Source organism: Micromonospora sp. WMMC273 (assembly GCF_027460285.1).
GTDB lineage: Bacteria > Actinomycetota > Actinomycetes > Mycobacteriales > Micromonosporaceae > Micromonospora > Micromonospora aurantiaca.
The window spans coordinates 3,494,552-3,513,953 of sequence record NZ_JAPZBE010000001.1 but is presented as its reverse complement, the minus strand read 5'-3'; the positions used below and the strand labels follow the sequence as shown (position 1 = coordinate 3,513,953).

14 protein-coding genes are annotated in these 19,402 nt (G+C 71.5%); 13 read left to right on the top strand and 1 reads right to left on the bottom strand.

Translation table 11 applies throughout. From position 1 onward, the window contains the following. Positions 1-20 precede the first annotated feature (20 nt). The 7 genes from rph to mmsB all read left to right on the top strand — a co-directional run bounded on the left by rph (position 21) and on the right by mmsB (position 9,923). On the top strand, positions 21-2,639 hold the full coding sequence (gene rph, locus O7611_RS16475; protein WP_269698111.1) for a rifamycin-inactivating phosphotransferase: 2,619 nt from the start codon (positions 21-23) through the stop codon (positions 2,637-2,639). A gap of 48 nt (positions 2,640-2,687) precedes the next feature. Continuing rightward, positions 2,688-3,056, top strand: coding sequence for a MerR family transcriptional regulator (locus O7611_RS16470; protein WP_269697174.1), 369 nt, complete (start codon positions 2,688-2,690; stop codon positions 3,054-3,056). A 42-nt stretch (positions 3,057-3,098) separates the two neighbouring features. Beyond that, positions 3,099-4,193, top strand: a complete 1,095-nt coding sequence (locus O7611_RS16465) for an oxidoreductase (protein ID WP_194799084.1) — start codon at positions 3,099-3,101, stop codon at positions 4,191-4,193. Between the two features lie 170 nt (positions 4,194-4,363). Then, positions 4,364-5,716 carry an endo-1,4-beta-xylanase gene (locus O7611_RS16460; protein ID WP_269697173.1) on the top strand — a complete coding sequence of 451 codons (1,353 nt, stop codon included), beginning with the start codon at positions 4,364-4,366 and terminating at the stop codon, positions 5,714-5,716. 200 nt (positions 5,717-5,916) lie between these two features. Further along, the gene (chvE, locus tag O7611_RS16455; RefSeq protein ID WP_071094585.1) at positions 5,917-7,056 is read left to right on the top strand and encodes a multiple monosaccharide ABC transporter substrate-binding protein; all 1,140 of its coding nucleotides are present in this window, start codon (positions 5,917-5,919) and stop codon (positions 7,054-7,056) included. An 84-nt stretch (positions 7,057-7,140) separates the two neighbouring features. Further along, entirely contained in the window at positions 7,141-8,679 is a 1,539-nt protein-coding gene (mmsA, locus tag O7611_RS16450) for a multiple monosaccharide ABC transporter ATP-binding protein (protein WP_269697172.1), read from the top strand. Next, positions 8,676-9,923 (top strand): multiple monosaccharide ABC transporter permease, encoded by a 1,248-nt coding sequence (mmsB, locus tag O7611_RS16445; protein WP_194799087.1) that lies wholly within the window; start codon positions 8,676-8,678, stop codon positions 9,921-9,923. The genes mmsA and mmsB overlap by 4 nt, the downstream gene beginning before the upstream one ends. 59 nt (positions 9,924-9,982) lie before the next feature. Here mmsB and O7611_RS16440 read toward each other — a convergent pair whose 3' ends face one another. Further along, a complete protein-coding gene (locus O7611_RS16440; RefSeq protein WP_194799088.1) occupies positions 9,983-11,638 on the bottom strand; it encodes a glycoside hydrolase family 27 protein in 1,656 nt (551 codons plus the stop codon). Positions 11,639-12,276: 638 nt separating this feature from the next. Here O7611_RS16440 and araB point away from each other — a divergent pair. The 6 genes from araB to yjfF all read left to right on the top strand — a co-directional run bounded on the left by araB (position 12,277) and on the right by yjfF (position 19,390). Beyond that, complete coding sequence (araB, locus tag O7611_RS16435) at positions 12,277-13,959, top strand: ribulokinase (protein ID WP_194799089.1); 1,683 nt, start codon at positions 12,277-12,279, stop codon at positions 13,957-13,959. After that, complete coding sequence (locus tag O7611_RS16430) at positions 13,956-14,627, top strand: L-ribulose-5-phosphate 4-epimerase (RefSeq protein WP_269697171.1); 672 nt, start codon at positions 13,956-13,958, stop codon at positions 14,625-14,627. Before araB ends, O7611_RS16430 begins: the two co-directional genes overlap by 4 nt. Before the next feature lie 97 nt (positions 14,628-14,724). Further along, positions 14,725-15,720: an ABC transporter substrate-binding protein gene (locus O7611_RS16425; RefSeq protein WP_194799091.1), complete on the top strand. Its 996-nt coding sequence runs from the start codon at positions 14,725-14,727 to the stop codon at positions 15,718-15,720. Between the two features lie 72 nt (positions 15,721-15,792). Continuing rightward, positions 15,793-17,334 carry a sugar ABC transporter ATP-binding protein gene (locus O7611_RS16420; RefSeq protein WP_194799092.1) on the top strand — a complete coding sequence of 514 codons (1,542 nt, stop codon included), beginning with the start codon at positions 15,793-15,795 and terminating at the stop codon, positions 17,332-17,334. After that, complete coding sequence (locus tag O7611_RS16415; RefSeq protein ID WP_194799093.1) at positions 17,331-18,401, top strand: ABC transporter permease; 1,071 nt, start codon at positions 17,331-17,333, stop codon at positions 18,399-18,401. Before O7611_RS16420 ends, O7611_RS16415 begins: the two co-directional genes overlap by 4 nt. Continuing rightward, positions 18,398-19,390 (top strand): galactofuranose ABC transporter, permease protein YjfF, encoded by a 993-nt coding sequence (gene yjfF / locus O7611_RS16410; protein ID WP_128137185.1) that lies wholly within the window; start codon positions 18,398-18,400, stop codon positions 19,388-19,390. Before O7611_RS16415 ends, yjfF begins: the two co-directional genes overlap by 4 nt. The last annotated feature ends 12 nt before the right edge of the window (positions 19,391-19,402 follow it).

Sequence of the window (19,402 nt, the reverse complement as noted above, 5' to 3'; positions counted from 1 at the left end):
TGCGAAAACGGGGGCACGGCATGACCGGACGGTACGTGTGGCAACTGCACGAGGTGGACGAGACGCGGATCGCCGCGGTGGGGGGCAAGGGTGCGCACCTGGGGGCGCTGACGCGGCTCGGCGGGGTGCGCGTACCTCCGGGTTTCTGCGTCACCACCGATGCGTTCCGGCTGGCCGTGGCGCGGACGCCGGCGCTGGCCGGCCCGCTGGAGCGGCTCGCCCGCGCGGACGCGGACGACCCGGCGGCGATCCGCGCGGCCGCCGCCGAGGTCCGTCGCGCGGTCGAGCGGGCCCCGCTGCCGGGCGAGGTCGCGGCGGCGGTCACCGCCGCGCTGGCCGGGCTCGGCACGGAGGCCGCGTACGCCGTGCGGTCGAGTGCGACAGCCGAGGACCTGCCGGACGCCTCGTTCGCCGGCCAGCAGGACACCTACCTCAACGTGGTCGGCACGGCCGAGGTGCTGCGGCACGTCAGCCGCTGCTGGGCTTCGCTGTTCACCGACCGTGCCGTGACCTACCGGCGGCGCCACGGCATCGACGACCGCGCCGTGGAGATGGCGGTGGTGGTGCAGCGGATGGTCGTCCCGGACGCGGCGGGGGTCATGTTCACCGCCGACCCGGTCACCGGCGACCGGACGGTGGTGTCGATCGAGGCCGGCTTCGGTCTCGGCGAGGCCCTGGTCTCCGGCCTGGTGAACCCGGACGTGTTCACGGTGCGCGACGGCGTGGTGGCCGGCCGGACGATCGGCGCGAAGGCGCGGGCGGTGCACGCGGCACCCGGCGGCGGCACCCGGGATACACCGGTCGACCCGGCGCGGCAGGCCCAGCCCGCGCTGACCGGCGCGCAGGCGGTACGCCTCGCCGGGCTGGGCCGGCGGATCGAGGCGCACTTCGGCTGCCCGCAGGACGTCGAGTGGGCAGTGACCGGGGACGACGTCCACATCCTCCAGAGCCGGCCGATCACCACGCTGTTCCCGGTGCCGGCGGCCGCCGCGGACGGGCGGTTCCACGTCTACCTGTCGGTCGGCCACCAGCAGATGATGACCGACGCGATGAGGCCGCTGGGCCTGTCGATGTGGCGGCTCACCGCCATGGCGCCGATGCACGAGGCGGGCGGCCGGCTGTTCGTCGACGCCACGCCGCACCTGTCCACGGCGGCGGGCCGGGCCGCGTTCCTGGGCATGATCGGCCGGGCCGACCCGCTCACCCGGGACGCGCTGGAGACGGTCCTCGCCCGGGACGTGGTGCCGGTCGCGCCGGACCCTGCACCGGCCGCGCCGGACCCCGCACCGGCCGGCCCGCCCGCGAGCGGGCCGCCGCCCTCGATCGACACCGACCCGGCGATCGTCACCGCGCTGATCGAGCGCAGCCGGGAGTCGGTCGCCGCCCTGCGCCGCGACATCCGGGGCCGGTCCGGGTCCGGGCTGTTCGACTTCCTGGACGAGGCGTTCGCCGAGCACAAGCGGGTGCTCACCGATCCGGTGAGCGCTCAGGTGATCATGGCCGGGATGCAGGCCACCTGGTGGCTCAACGACAAGCTGGGGGAGTGGCTCGGCGAACGCGACGCCGCCGACACGCTCACGCTGTCCGCGCCCGGCAACGTCACCGCCGAGATGGGCCTGGCGTTGCTCGACGTGGCCGACGTGGTCCGCGCGTACCCCGAGGTGGTGGCGTTCCTGCGGGACGGCGCCGACGACGGGTTCCTGGACGAACTGCCGAAGCTGCCGGGCGGCGTCGAGGCACGCGCGGCCGTCGAGGGCTACCTGGACCGGTACGGCATGCGCTGCGTCGGCGAGATCGACATCACCCGGCCACGGTGGAGCGAGTGCCCGGCCACGCTCGTGCCGCTGATCCTGGACCACGTCCGCACCTTCGCCCCGGGCGCCGCCGCGCGCCGCTTCGCCGACGGCCGGGAGCGGGCGTGGGCGAAGGCCCGGGAGGTGCTCGACCGCCTGCGCGCGCTGCCCGACGGCGAGCGCAAGGCCGCCGAGACGCAGGCGATGATCGACCGGGTACGGACGTTCGCCGGCTACCGGGAGTACCCGAAGTACGACATCGTCAGCCGCTACGCCGTGTACAAGCAGGCGCTCATGGCGGAGGCCGACCGGCTGGCCCGCGCCGGTGTGCTCGCCGATCCGGAGGACGTCTTCTACCTCACCTTCGACGAGTTCCGGGAGGTCGCGGCCACCGGGCGGGTGGACGCCGGGCTGATCCGCAGGCGCCGGGAGGAGTTCCGGTCGCACCAGGCGCTCACCCCGCCCCGGGTGCTCACCTCGGACGGCGAGGCCCTGAACGGCTCGTACCGGCGCGCCGACGTGCCGCCGGGCGCCCTGGCCGGGCTGGCGGTCTCGGCCGGCGTCGTCGAGGGGCGGGCGCGGGTCGTGACGGACCTGGCCGGTGCCGACCTGGAGCCGGGCGACATCCTCGTCACCGCGCACACCGACCCGAGTTGGACGCCGCTGTTCGTCGCAGTCGCGGGCCTGGTGACGGAGGTGGGCGGCCTGATGACGCACGGCGCGGTGATCGCCCGCGAGTACGGCCTGCCCGCGGTGGTGGCGGTGCCGGACGCGACCCGGTTGATCCCCGACGGCGGGCGGATCCGCGTGCACGGCACCGACGGGTACGTCGAGCTGCTGTCCTGACCGGCGCGGCATGCTCGATGATGGAGGTCCGGCGAGCGGGGAGGCGCGATGCGGATCGGGGAGCTGTCGGCGCGTACCGGGGTGAGCGCCCGGTCCATCCGGTACTACGAGCAGCAGGGCCTGCTCGCCGCCCTGCGGACGCCGAGCGGGCAGCGGGTCTTCGCCGATTCGGCGGTGGACCGGGTCCGGCTCATCCAGCGGTTGTTCGACGCCGGGCTGAGCAGCCGCCGGATGGCCGAGCTGCTGCCCTGCGTGACCGATCCGGAGATCCGCACGTCGTGGCTCACCGACCGGCTGCGCGAGGAGCGGGCTCGGATGACCGCCGAGATGGCGCGGCTCGCGCACGCCGTCGCGGTGCTCGACGACGTGGTGTCCGACATGACGGTGACCGAGGACACCCGGGATCCGGCCGCCTGAGCGCTTGCCCTTGACACCGGTGTCAACTCCTAGCGTCGGGTCATGAACGCGACACTGGACACCGCATCGCCGGTGACGCCGCTGCTGGAGCCGGTCACCGTCGCCGGCCTGTCGTTGCCGTCCCGCTTCGTCATGGCGCCGATGACCCGTAACCGCGCGCCGGGCGGCGTGCCGACGCCCGAGATGGCCGACTACTACCGGCGCCGCGCCGCGGCCGGCATCGGCCTGATCGTCACCGAGGGCGTGCTGGTGGACCATCCCAGCGCCGGCCACGAGGACACCGTGCCGCGGATGACCGCCGGCGCGGCCGAGGCCGGCTGGCGGGGCGTGGTCGAGGCGGTGCACGCCGCCGGCGGCCGGATCGCCGCGCAGCTGTGGCACCTGGGCAGCCTGCGTGAGCCGGTGGACGGCCGTCCGGCGTGGACCCCCTCGGGGGTACGCGAGCCGGGCCGCCCGGCGCCGTACGCGATGACCGCCGCCGACGTGGACACCCTGCTCGCGGCGTACGCGGACGCGGCGGGGGTCGCGGTCCGGGCCGGGTTCGACGCGATCGAGATCCACGCCGCGCACGGTTACCTGCTGGACGAGTTCCTGTGGCCGTACACGAACCGCCGGACCGACGCGTTCGGCGGCTCACCGGAGCGGCGGGCGGCGTTCCCGGCGGCGGTGGTGCGCGCGGTCCGCGCGCAGGTCCCGGCGGACCGGCCGGTGATCGTGCGATTCTCCCAGTTCAAGGAGCGCGCGTTCGACGCGCGGATCGCCGAGACCCCGGCCGAGCTGGCGCGAATCCTCGGCGCGTTCGCCGAGGCCGGCGCCGACGTGCTGCACGCCTCGCAGCGCCGCTTCTGGCAGCCCGCGTTCCCCGGCTCGGCGCTGAACCTGGCCGGCTGGGCGAAGCGGCTCACCGGCCTGCCGTCGATCACCGTCGGCTCGGTCGGGCTGCGGCGGGACTTCCTGCGCCCGGACGGCCCGGAGTCGGTGGCGGGCCTGGCCGCGCGGCTGGCGGACGGGGAGTTCGACCTGGTCGCGCTGGGTCGCGCGCTGCTGGGCAACCCGGCCTGGGTGACGCACGCCGCTACCGGCCGGCTGGACGAGATCGTCGACTACCGCAAGGCGCACGAGGACGTCTATCCCTAGGCGGCAGGGGTTGACGCCGGGGGATGTTATCGCTCACAGTCGATGGCAGGGCACGAGCGCCGCAAGGCTCACCGGGCGAGCCGCGCTGGGCGTACCCCGACACCGCCACCGGACGCGGGGTCGGGGATTCGCACCACCACCATCGCGTAACCCCCGGAAGAGGAATCCGCATGAGACGAAAGAGAGCCTTGCTGACCACCGGCATCCTGGCCGGCGCGCTCGCCGCCGGGATGGCCGTGGCCCTGGCGCCGGCCGCGAGCGCCGGCACCACGCTGCGCGCGGCGGCGGCCGAGAAGGGCCGTTACTTCGGCGCCGCGGTCGCCACCAACAAGCTGTCCGACAACACGTACGCCATGGTGCTGAACCGCGAGTTCAACTCCGTGGTGGCCGAGAACGAGATGAAGTGGGACGCCACCGAGCCGCAGCAGGGGCGGTTCAGCTACACCGGTGGCGACCGGCTGGTCAGCCACGCCCGCGCGAACGGCATGTCGGTGCGCGGGCACGCGCTGCTCTGGCACCAGCAGCAGCCGTCGTGGGCGCAGGGCCTGTCCGGCAGCGCGCTGCGCAACGCCGCGATCAACCACGTCACCCAGGTCGCCACCCACTTCCGCGGGCAGATCTACGCCTGGGACGTGGTGAACGAGGCGTTCGCCGACGGCGGCAGCGGCGGGCGCCGCGACTCGAACCTGCAGCGCACCGGCAACGACTGGATCGAGGCCGCGTTCCGGGCCGCCCGCGCCGCCGACCCGGGCGCGAAGCTCTGCTACAACGACTACAACACCGACGGCATCAACGCGAAGTCGACGGGCATCTACAACATGGTCCGCGACTTCAAGTCGCGGGGCGTGCCGATCGACTGCGTCGGCTTCCAGTCGCACCTGGGCACCACGATCCCCGGTGACTACCAGGCCAACCTCCAGCGTTTCGCCGACCTGGGCGTCGAGGTGCAGATCACCGAGCTGGACGTGATGACCGGCGGCAACCAGGCGAACATCTACGCCGCCGTGACCCGCGCCTGCCTGGCGGTGTCGCGCTGCACCGGCATCACGGTGTGGGGCGTGCGGGACTGCGACTCGTGGCGCGGCTCGGACAACGCGCTGCTGTTCGACTGCTCGGGCAACAAGAAGGCGGCGTACAACGCGGTGCTCGACGCGCTGAACGCCGGGGGCAACAACCCGCCGCCGACCACGACGCCGCCGCCGAACAACCCGACCACCCCGCCGCCGGGCCAGGGTGGATGTTCGGCCTCGGTGACGCTGAACTCCTGGACCGGTGGCTTCGTCGCCAACGTGAAGGTGACAGCCGGCTCGTCGGGCACCCGGGGATGGACGGTCAGCATGACGCTGCCGGGCGGCGCGAGCATCACGAACACCTGGAGCGCGACGGCCAGTGGTAACAGCGGCACGGTGCGGTTCACGAACGTGGACTACAACGGCCAGCTCGGCGCCGGCCAGAGCGCCGAGTTCGGGTTCCAAGGCAACGGCAGCGGATCGGGCATGACACCCACCTGCTCCGCGACCTGATCCGGGCCACCGCGGGGGCGGCGCGCGCCGCCCCCGCGGTGCTCCGTCACGCCGTCCCGTCCGACCTGGACCGCCGTCTCTGTTACGAGAAAGAGACATGCGCATTTCGCGCGTTTGGTTGACGGGGCAACTTGTGAGCGTTAACACTCCCCGTGAGGGTTACCTGTGTCACAGGGACCGCCACGACAGGGAGGACGCTCGTGCGCAGACGACTTCTGGCCGCACTCAGCGGTGCCGCGCTCGCGATCAGCCTGGCCGCCTGCAGCGGCGAGGGCGCGGGAGGCGGCGGAGACACCAGCTCGGCCAAGCCCGGCGACCTGACGATCGGCGTCTCGATGCCGACGCAGACCTCGGAACGATGGATCGCCGACGGCAACTCGGTGAAGGAGAAGCTCCAGGCCAAGGGCTACAAGGTCGACCTGCAGTACGCCGGGGACGACATCCCGACCCAGTCGCAGCAGATCGACCAGATGATCACGCAGGGCGCGGACGTGCTGGTCATCGCCCCGATCGACGGCACCGCGCTCAGCGGCCAGCTCCAGGCCGCCGCGGCCGCGAAGATCCCGGTCATCTCCTACGACCGGCTCATCCGCAACAGCCCGAACGTGAGCTTCTACGTCAGCTTCGACAACTACAAGGTCGGCGTGGCGCAGGCCAACGCGCTCCTGGTCGGCCTCGGCCTGCTCACCAAGGACGGCGCCAAGGGCACCGCGACCGGCCCGTTCAACGTGGAGCTGTTCGCCGGGTCGCTGGACGACAACAACGCCGGCTTCTTCTTCAACGGCGCGATGGACACGCTCAAGCCGTACTTCGACGCCGGCACGCTGAAGGTCAAGTCGGGGCAGACCAAGATCGAGCAGGCGGCCATCCTGCGCTGGCAGCAGGAGACCGCGCAGAAGCGGATGGAGGACCTGCTCACCTCCAGCTACAACGACGGCAGCAAGGTCGACGGCGTGCTGTCGCCGTTCGACGGCCTGTCCCGCGGCATCATCACCGCGCTGCAGAACGCCGGCTACCGCGGCGGCGCCAAGAAGATGCCGGTGGTGACCGGCCAGGACGCCGAGGTCGCCTCGGTCAAGCTGATCAACGACGGCGTGCAGAGCTCGACGGTGTTCAAGGACACCCGGCTGCTGGCCGAGCAGGCGGTCATCGCCGCCGAGGCGTTCCTGCGCAAGGAGGAGCCGAAGGCCAACGAGACCAAGGCGTACAACAACGGCGTCAAGGTCGTGCCCGCGTTCCTGCTGCCGGTGCAGACCGTCTACAAGGAGGACATCAAGTCCGTCCTGATCGACTCCGGCTACCTGACCGAGCAGGAGGTCGCCGCCGGACGGGCCGGCTGACCCGCGCGGCGACGGGCCCGGCGGCCACCGCGCCACCGGGCCCGTCCGCTCCGGACACCTCGACCACGAGCAGGACGGATACCCATGAGCGATCACATCCTCGAGATGCGGGGCATCACGAAGACCTTCCCGGGCGTGGCCGCGCTCCAGGACGTCTCGCTCGCCGTACGGCGCGGCGAGATCCACGCGATCTGCGGTGAGAACGGCGCCGGCAAGTCCACCCTGATGAAGGTGCTGTCCGGGGTCTACCCGGCGGGCAGCTACGACGGCCAGATCGTCTTCGACGGCGAGCCGGTCGGATTCCGGGGGATCCAGGACAGCGAGGCCCGCGGCATCGTCATCATCCACCAGGAACTCGCCCTGGTGCCCTACCTGTCGATCGCCGAGAACATCTTCCTCGGCAACGAGCGCCGCGGCCGCGGCGGGCTGATCGACTGGCACCGGACCAACGCGGAGGCCGCGGCGCTGCTGCGGTCGGTCGGGCTGCACGAGAACCCGGTCACCCCGGTCATCCAGCTCGGCGTCGGCAAGCAGCAGCTCGTGGAGATCGCCAAGGCGCTGTCCAAGAAGGTACGGCTGCTGATCCTCGACGAGCCCACGGCCGCACTCAACGACGTCGACTCGGCGCACCTGCTGGACCTGATGCGCCGCCTGCGCGACCAGGGCATCACCTGCATCATGATCTCGCACAAGCTCGGCGAGATCACCGCCGTCGCCGACTCGACCACAGTCATCCGCGACGGCCGTACCGTCGAGACGCTGGACATGTCCGACGGCGCCGTCACCCAGGACCGGATCATCCGCGGCATGGTCGGGCGCGACCTGGCCGCCTTCTACCCGAGCCGCAGCGTCACCCCGGGCGACGAGGTGCTGCGGATCGAGGACTGGTCGGTGCGCCACCCGACCCAGGACCGCCTGGTCGTCGACCGGGCCTCGCTGCACGTACGCGCCGGTGAGGTCGTCGGCATCGCCGGCCTGATGGGCGCCGGGCGCACGGAGCTGGCGATGAGCGTGTTCGGCCGGGCGTACGGCCGGGACATCAGAGGCCGGCTGTTCGTCAGGGGCCGTGAGGTACGGGCGCGCACTGTGGCCGAGGCCATCGCCAACGGCATCGCGTACGCCACCGAGGACCGCAAGCACTACGGCCTCAACCTGATCGACGACGTGCGGGGCAACGTCCCCGCCGCCGCGCTGCACAAGCTGGCCAGCCGTGGCTGGATCGACGGCAACCGGGAGATTCAGGTCGCCGAGCGGGGGCGGCGCGACATGAACATCAAGGCGCCGACGGTGATGTCGGTGGTGGGCAAGCTCTCCGGCGGCAACCAGCAGAAGGTCGTGCTGGCGAAGTGGCTGTTCACCGACCCGGACGTGCTGATCCTCGACGAGCCGACCCGGGGCATCGACGTGGGCGCCAAGTTCGAGATCTACACGATCGTCAACCGGCTGGTGGCAGACGGCAAGGCCGTCGTGCTCATCTCCTCCGAACTGCCCGAGCTGCTCGGCATGTGCGACCGCATCTACACCCTGGCGGCCGGGCGGATCACCGGGGAGACGCCGGTGGCCGACGCCACCCAGGAGAACCTGATGGAACTCATGACCAAGGACAGGGATCTCGTCCGATGACCAGCACGAAGCCCACGCCCCAGAAGGTCGCCGCGCCGGACACCGGCGCGGCGGCGAGCCTGCACACCGGCACCAGCGACCCGCGCGCGCTGATCCTGGGCAACCTGCGGCAGAGCGGCATCTACATCGCCCTGGTGGTGATCGTCGCGCTGTTCGCCGTCCTGACCGACGGCGTCTCGCTGAGCCCCGGCAACCTGACGAACATCGTCCTGCAGTACTCCTACATCCTGGTGCTCGCGATCGGCATGGTGATCGTGATCATCGGCGGCCACATCGACCTGTCCGTGGGATCGGTGGTGGCGCTCACCGGAGCGGTCTCGGCGGTGCTGGTCATCCGCGAGGGCATGCCCTGGTGGGCCGGCGTCCTGGCCGCGCTCGCGGTGGGTGTCGCGGTCGGCGCGTGGCACGGGCTCTGGGTCGCGTACGCCGGCATCCCGGCGTTCATCGTCACCCTGGCCGGCATGCTGCTGTTCCGCGGTCTGACGCTGCGCGTGCTGGACAACATCTCGCTGTCGCCGTTCCCGGAGGAGTACCAGCGGGTCGCGGCCGGCTTCCTCAACGGCCTGCTGGGCGGCCAGGGCTACGACGCCTTCACGCTGTTCATCGGCGCCTTCGCCGTGGTCGGGTACGCGGTGAGCGTGTTCCGGACCCGGGTCGCCCGGGTGCGCCACGAGCAGCCGGTGGAGTCGTTCCCGCTGTTCGTCCTGCGGATCGTGGTGGTCGGCGCCGTGGTCATGTGGTTCGCCTGGCAGCTCGCCCACGCCCGGGGCCTGCCGATCGTGCTGATCGTGCTCGCCGTGCTCGTGCTCGTCTACGGCCTGCTCACCCGCCGTACGGTGTTCGGCCGCCAGGTGTACGCCATCGGCGGCAACCTGCCCGCGGCGATGCTGTCCGGCGTACGGGTGAAGCGCGTCAACTTCTGGATCTTCGTCAACATGGGCTTCCTGTCCGCCGTGGCGGGCGTCATCTACTCGTCCCGCTCCAACGGGGCCCAGCCGGCGGCCGGCAACATGTTCGAGCTGGACGCGATCGCGGCGGCGTTCATCGGCGGGGCGGCCGTCACCGGTGGCGTCGGCACCGTGGTCGGCGCCATGGTGGGTGGCCTGATCATGGCGGTGATGAGCAACGGCATGCAGCTCATGGGCGTCGACCAGTCCGTCCAGTCGGTGGTCAAGGGCCTGGTGCTGCTCGTCGCCGTGGCGTTCGACATCTGGAACAAGCGCCGGGCGGCCGGCGCCCGGTGACGGCCGGCCGGACGCTCGCCCCTTCGTCCGGCCGGCCGCCGTTCACCGGCCGTAGCCGCTCACGCCCGGCTCCACCGTTGGTTGGCGTTGCCGTGGCAGGTCCAGACGATCACCCGGGTGCCGTTGGCGGTGCCCGCGTTGTCGACGTCCAGGCACAGCGACGGGAAGCGCCCGTTGCTCACCGTGCCGTTGCCGTTGACGGTCCACTGCTGGTTGGTGCCGCCGTTGCAGTCCCAGATCTGCACCCGGGTGCCGGCCGTCGCGTTCGTCGGCACGTCCAGGCACTTGCCGAGCACCTGCAACGCCTGCCCGTTGGCGGTGAACTGCTGGTTGGCGTTGTTGTGGCAGTCCCAGATCAGCGTCCCGGTGCCGTTCGCGGTGCCGGCGTTGTCCACGTCGAGGCACCGGCCGGACGACTCGCTGCGCAGCCGGAACGTGGTCGGGACCGGCGGCGGGGTGGTGGTGCCGCCCCCGCTGACCCGGTAGACCACGGTGCCGTGCGCGGGCACGCTGGCGGAGATCGTGCCGGTGCTGGTGGAGGTGGCGTCGGTCCACGCGTCGCGCAGCGTGAACGAGTTGCCGCTCTTGCCCACGGCCGCCGCCGTGGTGGAGACGGTGGTGGTCGAGCCGCCCTGGTTGAACAGCGCAACCGCCACGTCGCCGTTTGCCAGCGGCTTGGCCAGCACCCGCCGCGTGCCGTCGAAGGAGACCTGGACCGCCTGACGGCCGAGCGTGTCCTGGTTGATCGCGACCAGGTTCGCGTTGCGCAGGATCGCCAGGGTGGCCGCGCTCGCCGAGCGCACGTCGTTGCCCATCATCAGCGGCGCGGCCAGCATGGACCAGAGCGCGAAGTGGCTGCGCATCTCGGTGTCGTTCATGCCACCGTTGCCCACCTCGAGCATGTCCGGGTCGTTGAACCCGCCGGGCGCGGCGTATCCGGCCAGCGGCACCGTGACGTCGACGATGTTCTGGATGCCCATCGGGTAGCCGTTGGCCTGGCCGGTGTTCCACGCGTTGGTGATGTCCTCGGTGGTTCGCCAGAGGTTCGCCACGTCGCTCCAGTTGCGCAGCGGCCCGGTCTTGGCGTGGTAGCTGTTGGGGTTGATGCTGTAGACGATCGGCCGGCCGGTGGAGGCCAGCGCGTCGCGCATGATGCCGAACCGCGCCACCTGGTCGTTGATGGTGCCGGTGCCGGAGCACCAGTCGTACTTGAGGTAGTCCACGCCCCAGGCGGCGAACTGCCGCGCGTCCTGGTACTCGTGGTTGAGGCTGCCGGTGGCGCCGGGGAACGTGCCGCCGACCTGGGCGCAGGTCTTGTCCAGCGGCACCTGGTAGATGCCGAACAGCAGGCCCCGGGCGTGCAGGTAGTCACCGAGCGACTTCATCCCGCTGGGGAACCGCTGCGGGTGCGCCTGGAGGTTGCCCTGCGCGTCCCGGTTGGGGTCGAACCAGCAGTCGTCCACGACGACGTACTTGTAGCCGAGGTCGCGCAGGCCGTTGCTGACCATCGCGTCGGCGGTCTGGCGGATGAGGGTCTCGTTGATGTTGCAGCCGAAGGTGTTCCAGGTGTTCCACCCCATCGGCGGGGTACGGGCGACGCCGTTGTCCAGCGCCCGGGCGGGATGCGGTGCCACGGCCTGGTCGGTGACTGTCGCGGCGAGTGCCACCGCCGCGACGCCCAGGACGGCGAGCGTCCGTCGGGTCCATCTGCGCACTGGGTCCTCCTCGGTGGCCGGGCGCCGTCCGTGGCGGTGCCCGGAAGGGAGCGGCCCGCCGGTCGCACGGCGTCGCCCGTGGTCCACGGGGACGGACGCGGCACGGCAGTTCCAGCGGCCGGTCGGTGCCGGCGGGCGCTCGTGGGTGGTGGGGTTCCGGCGGTCGACGGGGTCGCCGTCCGTCGCCGCCCGGCTGCGGCGCCGGGGTTTCCCGGACAGCGGCGCCACATGTGGGGATGGCGAAATGTTATCGCTGACATCAAACACTGTAAATAGGCTGGCGGCCTGCGGGCGGCCCTCGGCGACCGTTCTCCGCGGGCGTCGCGGCGAGAAAAAGAGCCGCTGAGTGGCCCTCTGAGCGGCTCGGCGGCGGCGTCTGGACGCCGGGGCCCGGGGCGGCCGGAGCGCCGAGAGAATTTCCGGAAGTTCCATCGGTTGTTGTCGTTAACAGGGCGTCGGCCCGCGGCTTGGCCGCACCGTTGGCGTGGATCTCCCGGCCGGCGGCGGGGCCGGTCCGCGCGGGGCGGCGGACGTCGGTTCCGAGTGTCGCTGCTCGTTACGCAGCTGTTGCCCGGAGGTGTCTTGACGGATGTATATGTGAGCGCTAACACTAACCCCGTGACACGGCGGAGGTGCAAATGAGCGAAGTGGACGCGTCGGATCGGTACGTGATCGGGGTCGATTTCGGCACACTGTCCGGGCGGGCGCTCGTGGTCCGGGTCCGTGACGGCGCCGAACTCGGTACGGCGGTGCACGAGTACCGGCGCGGGGTCATCGAGACCGCGCTTCCCGACGGCGGCCCGGCGCTGCCCCCGGACTGGGCCCTCCAGGACCCGGACGACTACCGCGACGTGCTGCGCCACGCGGTGCCGGCCGCGCTCGCCGAAGCCGGCGTGGACCCGTCCCGGGTGGTGGGCATCGGCACCGACTTCACCGCCTGCACCGTGCTCCCGACGCTCGCCGACGGCACGCCGCTGTGCGAGATCCCGCAACTGCGCGACCGCCCGCACGCCTGGGTGAAGCTCTGGAAGCACCACGCCGCGCAGCCGCACGCCGACCGGATCAACGCGTTGGCGGCCGAGCGCGGCGAGCCGTGGCTCGGCCGTTACGGCGGCAAGATCTCCGCGGAGTGGCAGTTCGCCAAGGGCCTGCAGATCCTGGAGGAGGACCCGGAGGTCTACCGGCGGGCCGAGCGGTTCATCGAGGCCGCCGACTGGATCGTGTGGCAGCTCTGCGGCGCCGAGACGCGCAACGTCTGCACGGCCGGCTACAAGGGCATCCGGCAGGACGGCCGCTACCCGTCGGCGGACTACCTGGCCGCGCTCGACCCCGGCTTCGCCGACTTCGTGACCAAGCTGGACGGTCCGCTGCTGCCGCTGGGCGCGCGGGCCGGCACGCTCAGCGCCCGCGCCGCCGCCTGGACCGGGCTGCCCGAGGGCATCGCGGTCGCGGCCGGCAACGTCGACGCCCACGTCACCGCCGCGTCGGCCCAGGCGCTGCGGCCCGGCCGGCTGGTCGCCATCATGGGCACCTCCACCTGCCACGTCCTCAACGGCACCCACCCGGCCGAGGTGCCGGGCATGTGCGGCGTGGTCGACGGCGGCATCAGCCCCGGCGCCTGGGGCTTCGAGGCCGGGCAGAGCGGCGTGGGGGACATCTTCGGCTGGTTCGTGCGGCACGCCGCCCCGGCCGGGTTCGACTCGCACGAGCGGCTCACCGAGGCCGCCGCCGCCCAGCCGGTCGGCGCGCATGGCCTGGTGGCGCTGGACTGGTGGAACGGCAACCGGTCCCTGCTGGTCAACCACGACCTGAGCGGGATGATCGTCGGGCTGACGCTCGCCACCCGGCCGCCGGACGTCTACCGTGCGCTGCTGGAGTCCACGGCGTACGGCACCCGGATGATCGTCGAGGCGTTCGCGCAGGCCGGTGTGCCGGTCGACGATCTGGTGGTGGCCGGTGGGCTCACCTCCAACCGGCTGCTCATGCAGATCTACGCCGACGTGACGAACCGGCCGCTGAGCATCATCGGTTCCGCCCAGGGCCCGGCGCTCGGCTCGGCCATCCACGCGGCGGTGGCCGCCGGTGCGTACCCGACGATCCACGAGGCGTCCGCCGTGATGGGGCGCATCGACGAGGCCGTTTACCGGCCCGTACCGGAGAACGTCCGGGCCTACGACGCCCTGTACGCCGAGTACCGCGCGTTGCACGACCACTTCGGCCGCGGCGCGAACGACGTCATGCTCCGCCTGCGGGCGATCCGCAACGCGGCGGTCGACGCCGCCGCGGACCGCGCCGCCGCGACCCTGGAGGTGGTCGGATGAACAGCCAGGTCGACGCGCTGCGCGAGACGGTGGCGCGCCTGCACCGCGAACTGACCCGCTACGACCTGGTCGCCTGGACGGCCGGCAACGTGTCGGCCCGCGTACCCGGTCAGGACCTGATGGTCATCAAGCCCAGCGGCGTCGACTACGACGACCTGACCGCGGCGGCCATGGTGGTCTGCGACCTCAACGGCACCGTCGTCGACGGCGACGGCGCCCCGTCCAGCGACACCGCCGCGCACGCCTACGTCTACCGCGCGATGCCCGAGGTCGGCGGCGTCGTGCACACGCACAGCGGGTACGCCACCGCCTGGGCGGCCCGCGGCGAGGCGATCCCGTGCTGGCTGACCGCGCAGGCCGACGAGTTCGGCGGGGAGATCCCGATCGGGCCGTTCGCGCTGATCGGCGGCGACGACATCGGTAAGGGCATCGTCAGCACGCTGTCCGGCCACCGTTCACCCGCGGTGCTCATGCGCAACCACGGCGTCTTCACCATCGGCAAGGACGCCCGGGCGGCGGTCAAGGCCGCGGTGATGTGCGAGGACGTCGCCCGTACCGCACACCTGGCCCGCGCGCTCGGGCAGCCCGTGCCGATCGCGCCGGCCGACATCGACTCGCTCTACGACCGCTACCAGAACGTGTACGGCCAACGCCCGCCGGCGCACTGACCTCGGACCGCGCCGCGCACCCCCCCACCACCACACCCGGGCCGCTCCGGCTCCCGCCGGCCGTGTGCCCGGAACATCCAACCCCGGAGGAGAATCGATGAGAAGCAGGAGCACGGCACGCACGGTCATCGCGGCGTTCGCCGGCGTGCTGCTCGCCGCCAGCATGGCCGCGTGCGGCAACAGCGACACCGGCGGCGGTTCCGGCGACGGCAACGACAAGATCGTCCTGGGCTTCTCCCAGGTGGGCGCCGAGAGTGGCTGGCGCACCGCCAACACCACCTCGATCAAGGAGGCGGCGGCCGAGGCGGGCATCGAGCTGAAGTTCGACGACGCCCAGCAGAAGCAGGAGAACCAGATCAAGGCGATCCGCAACTTCATCCAGCAGAAGGTCGACGTGATCGCCTTCTCGCCGGTGGTGGAGTCCGGCTGGGACACCGTGCTCAAGGAGGCCAAGGACGCCAAGATCCCGGTGATCCTGACCGACCGCGCCGTCGACTCGGCCGACAAGTCGCTCTACAAGACGTTCCTCGGCTCGGACTTCGTCAAGGAGGGCCGCCTCGCCGGCGAGTGGCTGGTGGAGCAGAAGAAGTCGGCGTCCGGCCCGGTCAACATCGTCGAGCTGCAGGGCACGACCGGCTCGGCGCCGGCAAACGACCGGAAGAAGGGCTTCGCCGAGGCGATCGCCGCCAACCCCAACCTGAAGATCGTCGCCTCGCAGACCGGTGACTTCACCCGCGCCGGCGGCAAGCAGGTGATGGAGCAGTTCCTCAAGGCCAACCCGAAGATCGACGTGCTCTTCGCGCACAACGACGACATGGGCCTGGGCGCGCTCGAGGCGATCACCGCGGCCGGCAAGACGCCCGGCAAGGACATCACCATCATCACCGTCGACGCGGTGAAGGACGGCATGCAGGCCCTCGCGGACGGCAAGTTCAACTTCATCGCGGAGTGCAGCCCGCTGCTCGGCCCGCAGCTGATGGACCTGGTCAAGAAGGTCAAGGCCGGCGAGGACGTGCCCGCCCGGATCGAGACCGAGGAGACCACGTTCACCCAGGAGCAGGCCAAGGAGGCACTGCCCAACCGCAAGTACTGAGTCACCCGGGGGTCGCCGTCGCAACCGACGGCGGCCCCCGTACCACCACCGTCGAAGAAGAGGTCCGATGGGATGACGGGTAACCGTCCGGTCCTGACCATGACCGGCATCAGCAAGACCTTCCCCGGGGTCCGCGCGCTGCACGACGTCGACTTCCGGCTGTTCCCGGGCGAGGTCCACGCCCTGATGGGCGAGAACGGCGCCGGCAAGTCCACCCTGATCAAGGTGTTGACCGGCGTCTACGGGACCGACGCGGGCGTCGTCACGCTCGACGGCGAGCAGGTCTCGTTCTCCGGTCCGATGCAGGCCGCCGCGGCCGGTGTCAGCACCGTGTACCAGGAGGTCAACCTCTGCACCAACCTGTCGGTGGCGGAGAACGTCTTCATCGGCCGGGAGCCCCGCCGGTTCGGCGCGGTGCGCTGGGGCGAGATGCGCCGCCGGGCCCGCGACCTGCTGGCCCGGCTCGACCTCGACCTCGACGTCTCCGCGCCGCTCGGCTCGTACTCGCTGGCGGTGCAGCAGATGGTCGCCATCGCCCGGGCGATCGACGTGCGGGCCCGGGTGCTGATCCTGGACGAACCGACGTCCAGCCTGGACGCCGGCGAGGTCGCGCAGCTGTTCCGGATCATGCGGCAGCTGCGTGACGAGGGGATCGCGATCCTGTTCGTCACCCACTTCCTCGACCAGGTCTACGGCATCGCGGACCGGATCACGGTGCTGCGCAACGGCACGCTGGTGGGGGAGTACCGCACCGAGGAGCTGCCGCAGTTCAGCCTGGTCGAGAAGATGATCGGGCAGGAGCTGGACGTGCTGGAGCGGCTCGACGAGCAGCAGAAGCGCGCCACCGTCGAGGCCGGCGGCGCGGCGCCGCTCGTGGACGCCGCCGAACTCGGCCGGCGCGGCGCGGTCGCCCCGTTCAGCCTGCGCATCCACGCCGGCGAGGTGGTCGGCCTGGCCGGCCTGCTCGGCTCCGGCCGGACCGAGGTGGCGCGGCTGATCTTCGGCGCGGACCGGGCCGACCACGGCCAGGTCCGGCTCGACGGCGGCCGGGCTCCGGTCCGCAACCCGATCCAGGCCATCGGTCAGGGCGTCGGGTTCTGCTCGGAGAACCGCCGGGCCGAGGGCATCGTCCCGGAACTCACCGTCCGGGAGAACATGATCCTGGCGATGCAGGCCGCGCGTGGCTGGCTGCGTCCGATTCCGCGCCGCCGCCAGGACGAGCTGGTCCGCAGGTACGTCGAGGCGCTGAGCATCCGCCCGGCCAACCCGGAGCTGCCGGTGCGCAACCTCTCCGGCGGCAACCAGCAGAAGGTGCTGCTGGCCCGCTGGCTGATCACCGAGCCGCGCCTGCTGATCCTGGACGAGCCGACCCGTGGCATCGACGTCGGTGCCAAGGCCGAGATCCAGAAGCTGGTGGTGCAGCTCTCCGACGGCGGCATGGCGGTGCTGTTCATCTCCGCCGAGCTGGAGGAGGTGCTGCGCCTGAGCCACCGGGTCGCGGTGATGCGCGACCGCGAGATGGTCGCCCAGCTCGACAACGACGACACGCTCGACGCCGACCGCGTCATGCGCACCATCGCCAGTGGAACGCCCCGGGAGGAGGTGACCCCGTGACCGCCGTCGCCGACCGCCTCCGCCCGCTGACCGGCCACCGCCTGTTCTGGCCGGCACTCGTACTCGTGGTCATGATCGCCGCGAACACCGTCTACCGTCCCGGCTTCCTCGCCGTCGAGGTCAAGAACGGCCACCTGTACGGCACGCCGATCGACATCCTCCGGCTGAGCGCGCCGCTGATCCTGGTGGCGCTCGGGATGACGCTCGTCATCGCCACCGGCGGCATCGACCTGTCGGTCGGCTCGCTCTGCGCGATCAGCGGCGCGATCGCCTGCCTGCACATCAGCGGGGCGGCCGACCAGAACAGCCCGGCCACGGTGGCCACCGCGCTCGCACTGGCCTTCGGCGCCGCGCTCGTGCTCGGCGCCTGGAACGGGATACTCGTGGCGGTCATCGGCATTCAGCCGATCATCGCCACGCTGATCCTCATGGTGGCCGGGCGGGGCATCGCCCAGCTGGTCACCGAGGGCCAGATCATCACCATCAACTCCGGTCCGTACCGGGCGATCGGGCTCGGGCACTTCCTGACGCTGCCGCTGGCCATCCTGATCGCGCTCGCCGCCGCGCTGCTCGTGGCCGCGTTCACCCGCCGCACCGCGCTCGGCCTGATCGTCGAGTCGGTCGGTGGCAACGCCGAGGCCAGCCGACTCGCCGGCATCCGGTCGCGGCGCATCGTCTTCCTCGTCTACGTGATCAGCGCCGCCTGTGCCGCGCTCGCCGGTTTCATGGTCACCGCGAACGTCTCCAGCGCCGACGGCAACGCCGCCGGCCTGTGGATCGAGCTCGACGCGATCCTGGCCGTCGTCATCGGCGGCACGTCGCTGGCCGGCGGCCGGTTCTCCCTCGGCGGCACCGTGCTCGGCGCGCTGATCATCCAGACCCTGACCACCACCGTGTACGCGATGAACATCTCGCCGCAGACGTCGCTGCTGTTCAAGGCCGTCGTCGTCATCGCCGTCTGCCTCGTGCAGGCCCCGGCGTTCCGGGCCCGGCTGCGCCGGCGACGGCGCGGGGCCGAACCCGGCCCGGCGGCACCGCAGCGGGAGAAGGAGCAGGTGCCGGCATGAGCAGCACGTCGTTGACCACCGGCCGGTCGTGGCGGCCCAGCCTGCCCCGGCGGCACGTCCCGGTGCTGGCCACGCTCGCCCTGCTGCTGGTCATGTACGGCATCGGCGTGTCCCAGTACCGCGCCTTCTCCAACGTCCAGGTCGTCTTCAACGTCTTCATCGACAACGGCTTCCTGCTCGTCGTCGCGGTCGGTATGACGTTCGTGATCCTCACCGGCGGCATCGACCTGTCCGTCGGCTCGGTGGTGGCGATGACCGCGATGGTGTCGGCGTCGCTGCTGCGCGACGGCCTGCCCGCCGCCCTGGTGCTGGTGATCGCGCTGCTGATCGGCCCGACGCTCGGTTTCCTGATGGGCTGCGCGATCCACTTCTTCGAGATCCAGCCGTTCATCGTGACACTCGCCGGGATGTTCTTCGCCCGGGGCATGTGCACGTTCATCAGCGACGCCTCGATCTCCATCACCGACGGCTTCTGGACCTCGATGTCGCAGCAGCGCATCGGCGACCCGGCCGGTAACTTCGTGTCGATCAGCGTGCTGATCGCGTTCGCCGTGGTGCTGATCGCGGCGTACGTGCTGGCGTACACCCGGTTCGGCCGCAACGTGTACGCGGTCGGCGGCAACGCGCAGTCGGCGCTGCTGATGGGCCTGCCGGTGGCGCGGACCCGGATCGCCGTCTACACGATCAGCGGGCTCTGCTCGGCCATCGGCGGCATCCTGCTGTCGTTCTACACGCTGTCCGGCGCGCCGCTGATCGCCGTCGGGATGGAGCTCGACGTGATCGCCGCCGTGGTGATCGGCGGCACCGTGCTCACCGGCGGCTCCGGATATGTCTTCGGCACCGTGCTCGGCGTGCTGGTGCTGGGCGTGATCCAGACGCTGATCACGTTCGACGGCAGCCTCAACTCCTGGTGGACCAAGATCGTGATCGGCGGCCTGCTGTTCGCGTTCATCCTCCTCCAGCGCCTCATCGGCATCCGGTTCAAGTGACGGTTCCTAGCG

What these genes read in the sequence shown, in the direction of transcription:
- rph (WP_269698111.1), top strand. Translation starts at nt 21, where the DNA reads ATGACCGGACGGTACGTGTGGCAACTGCACGAGGTGGACGAGACGCGG.
- O7611_RS16470 (WP_269697174.1), top strand. Translation starts at nt 2,688, where the DNA reads ATGCGGATCGGGGAGCTGTCGGCGCGTACCGGGGTGAGCGCCCGGTCC.
- O7611_RS16465 (WP_194799084.1), top strand. Translation starts at nt 3,099, where the DNA reads ATGAACGCGACACTGGACACCGCATCGCCGGTGACGCCGCTGCTGGAG.
- O7611_RS16460 (WP_269697173.1), top strand. Translation starts at nt 4,364, where the DNA reads ATGAGACGAAAGAGAGCCTTGCTGACCACCGGCATCCTGGCCGGCGCG.
- mmsA (WP_269697172.1), top strand. Translation starts at nt 7,141, where the DNA reads ATGAGCGATCACATCCTCGAGATGCGGGGCATCACGAAGACCTTCCCG.
- mmsB (WP_194799087.1), top strand. Translation starts at nt 8,676, where the DNA reads ATGACCAGCACGAAGCCCACGCCCCAGAAGGTCGCCGCGCCGGACACC.
- araB (WP_194799089.1), top strand. Translation starts at nt 12,277, where the DNA reads ATGAGCGAAGTGGACGCGTCGGATCGGTACGTGATCGGGGTCGATTTC.
- O7611_RS16430 (WP_269697171.1), top strand. Translation starts at nt 13,956, where the DNA reads ATGAACAGCCAGGTCGACGCGCTGCGCGAGACGGTGGCGCGCCTGCAC.
- O7611_RS16425 (WP_194799091.1), top strand. Translation starts at nt 14,725, where the DNA reads ATGAGAAGCAGGAGCACGGCACGCACGGTCATCGCGGCGTTCGCCGGC.
- O7611_RS16420 (WP_194799092.1), top strand. Translation starts at nt 15,793, where the DNA reads ATGACGGGTAACCGTCCGGTCCTGACCATGACCGGCATCAGCAAGACC.
- yjfF (WP_128137185.1), top strand. Translation starts at nt 18,398, where the DNA reads ATGAGCAGCACGTCGTTGACCACCGGCCGGTCGTGGCGGCCCAGCCTG.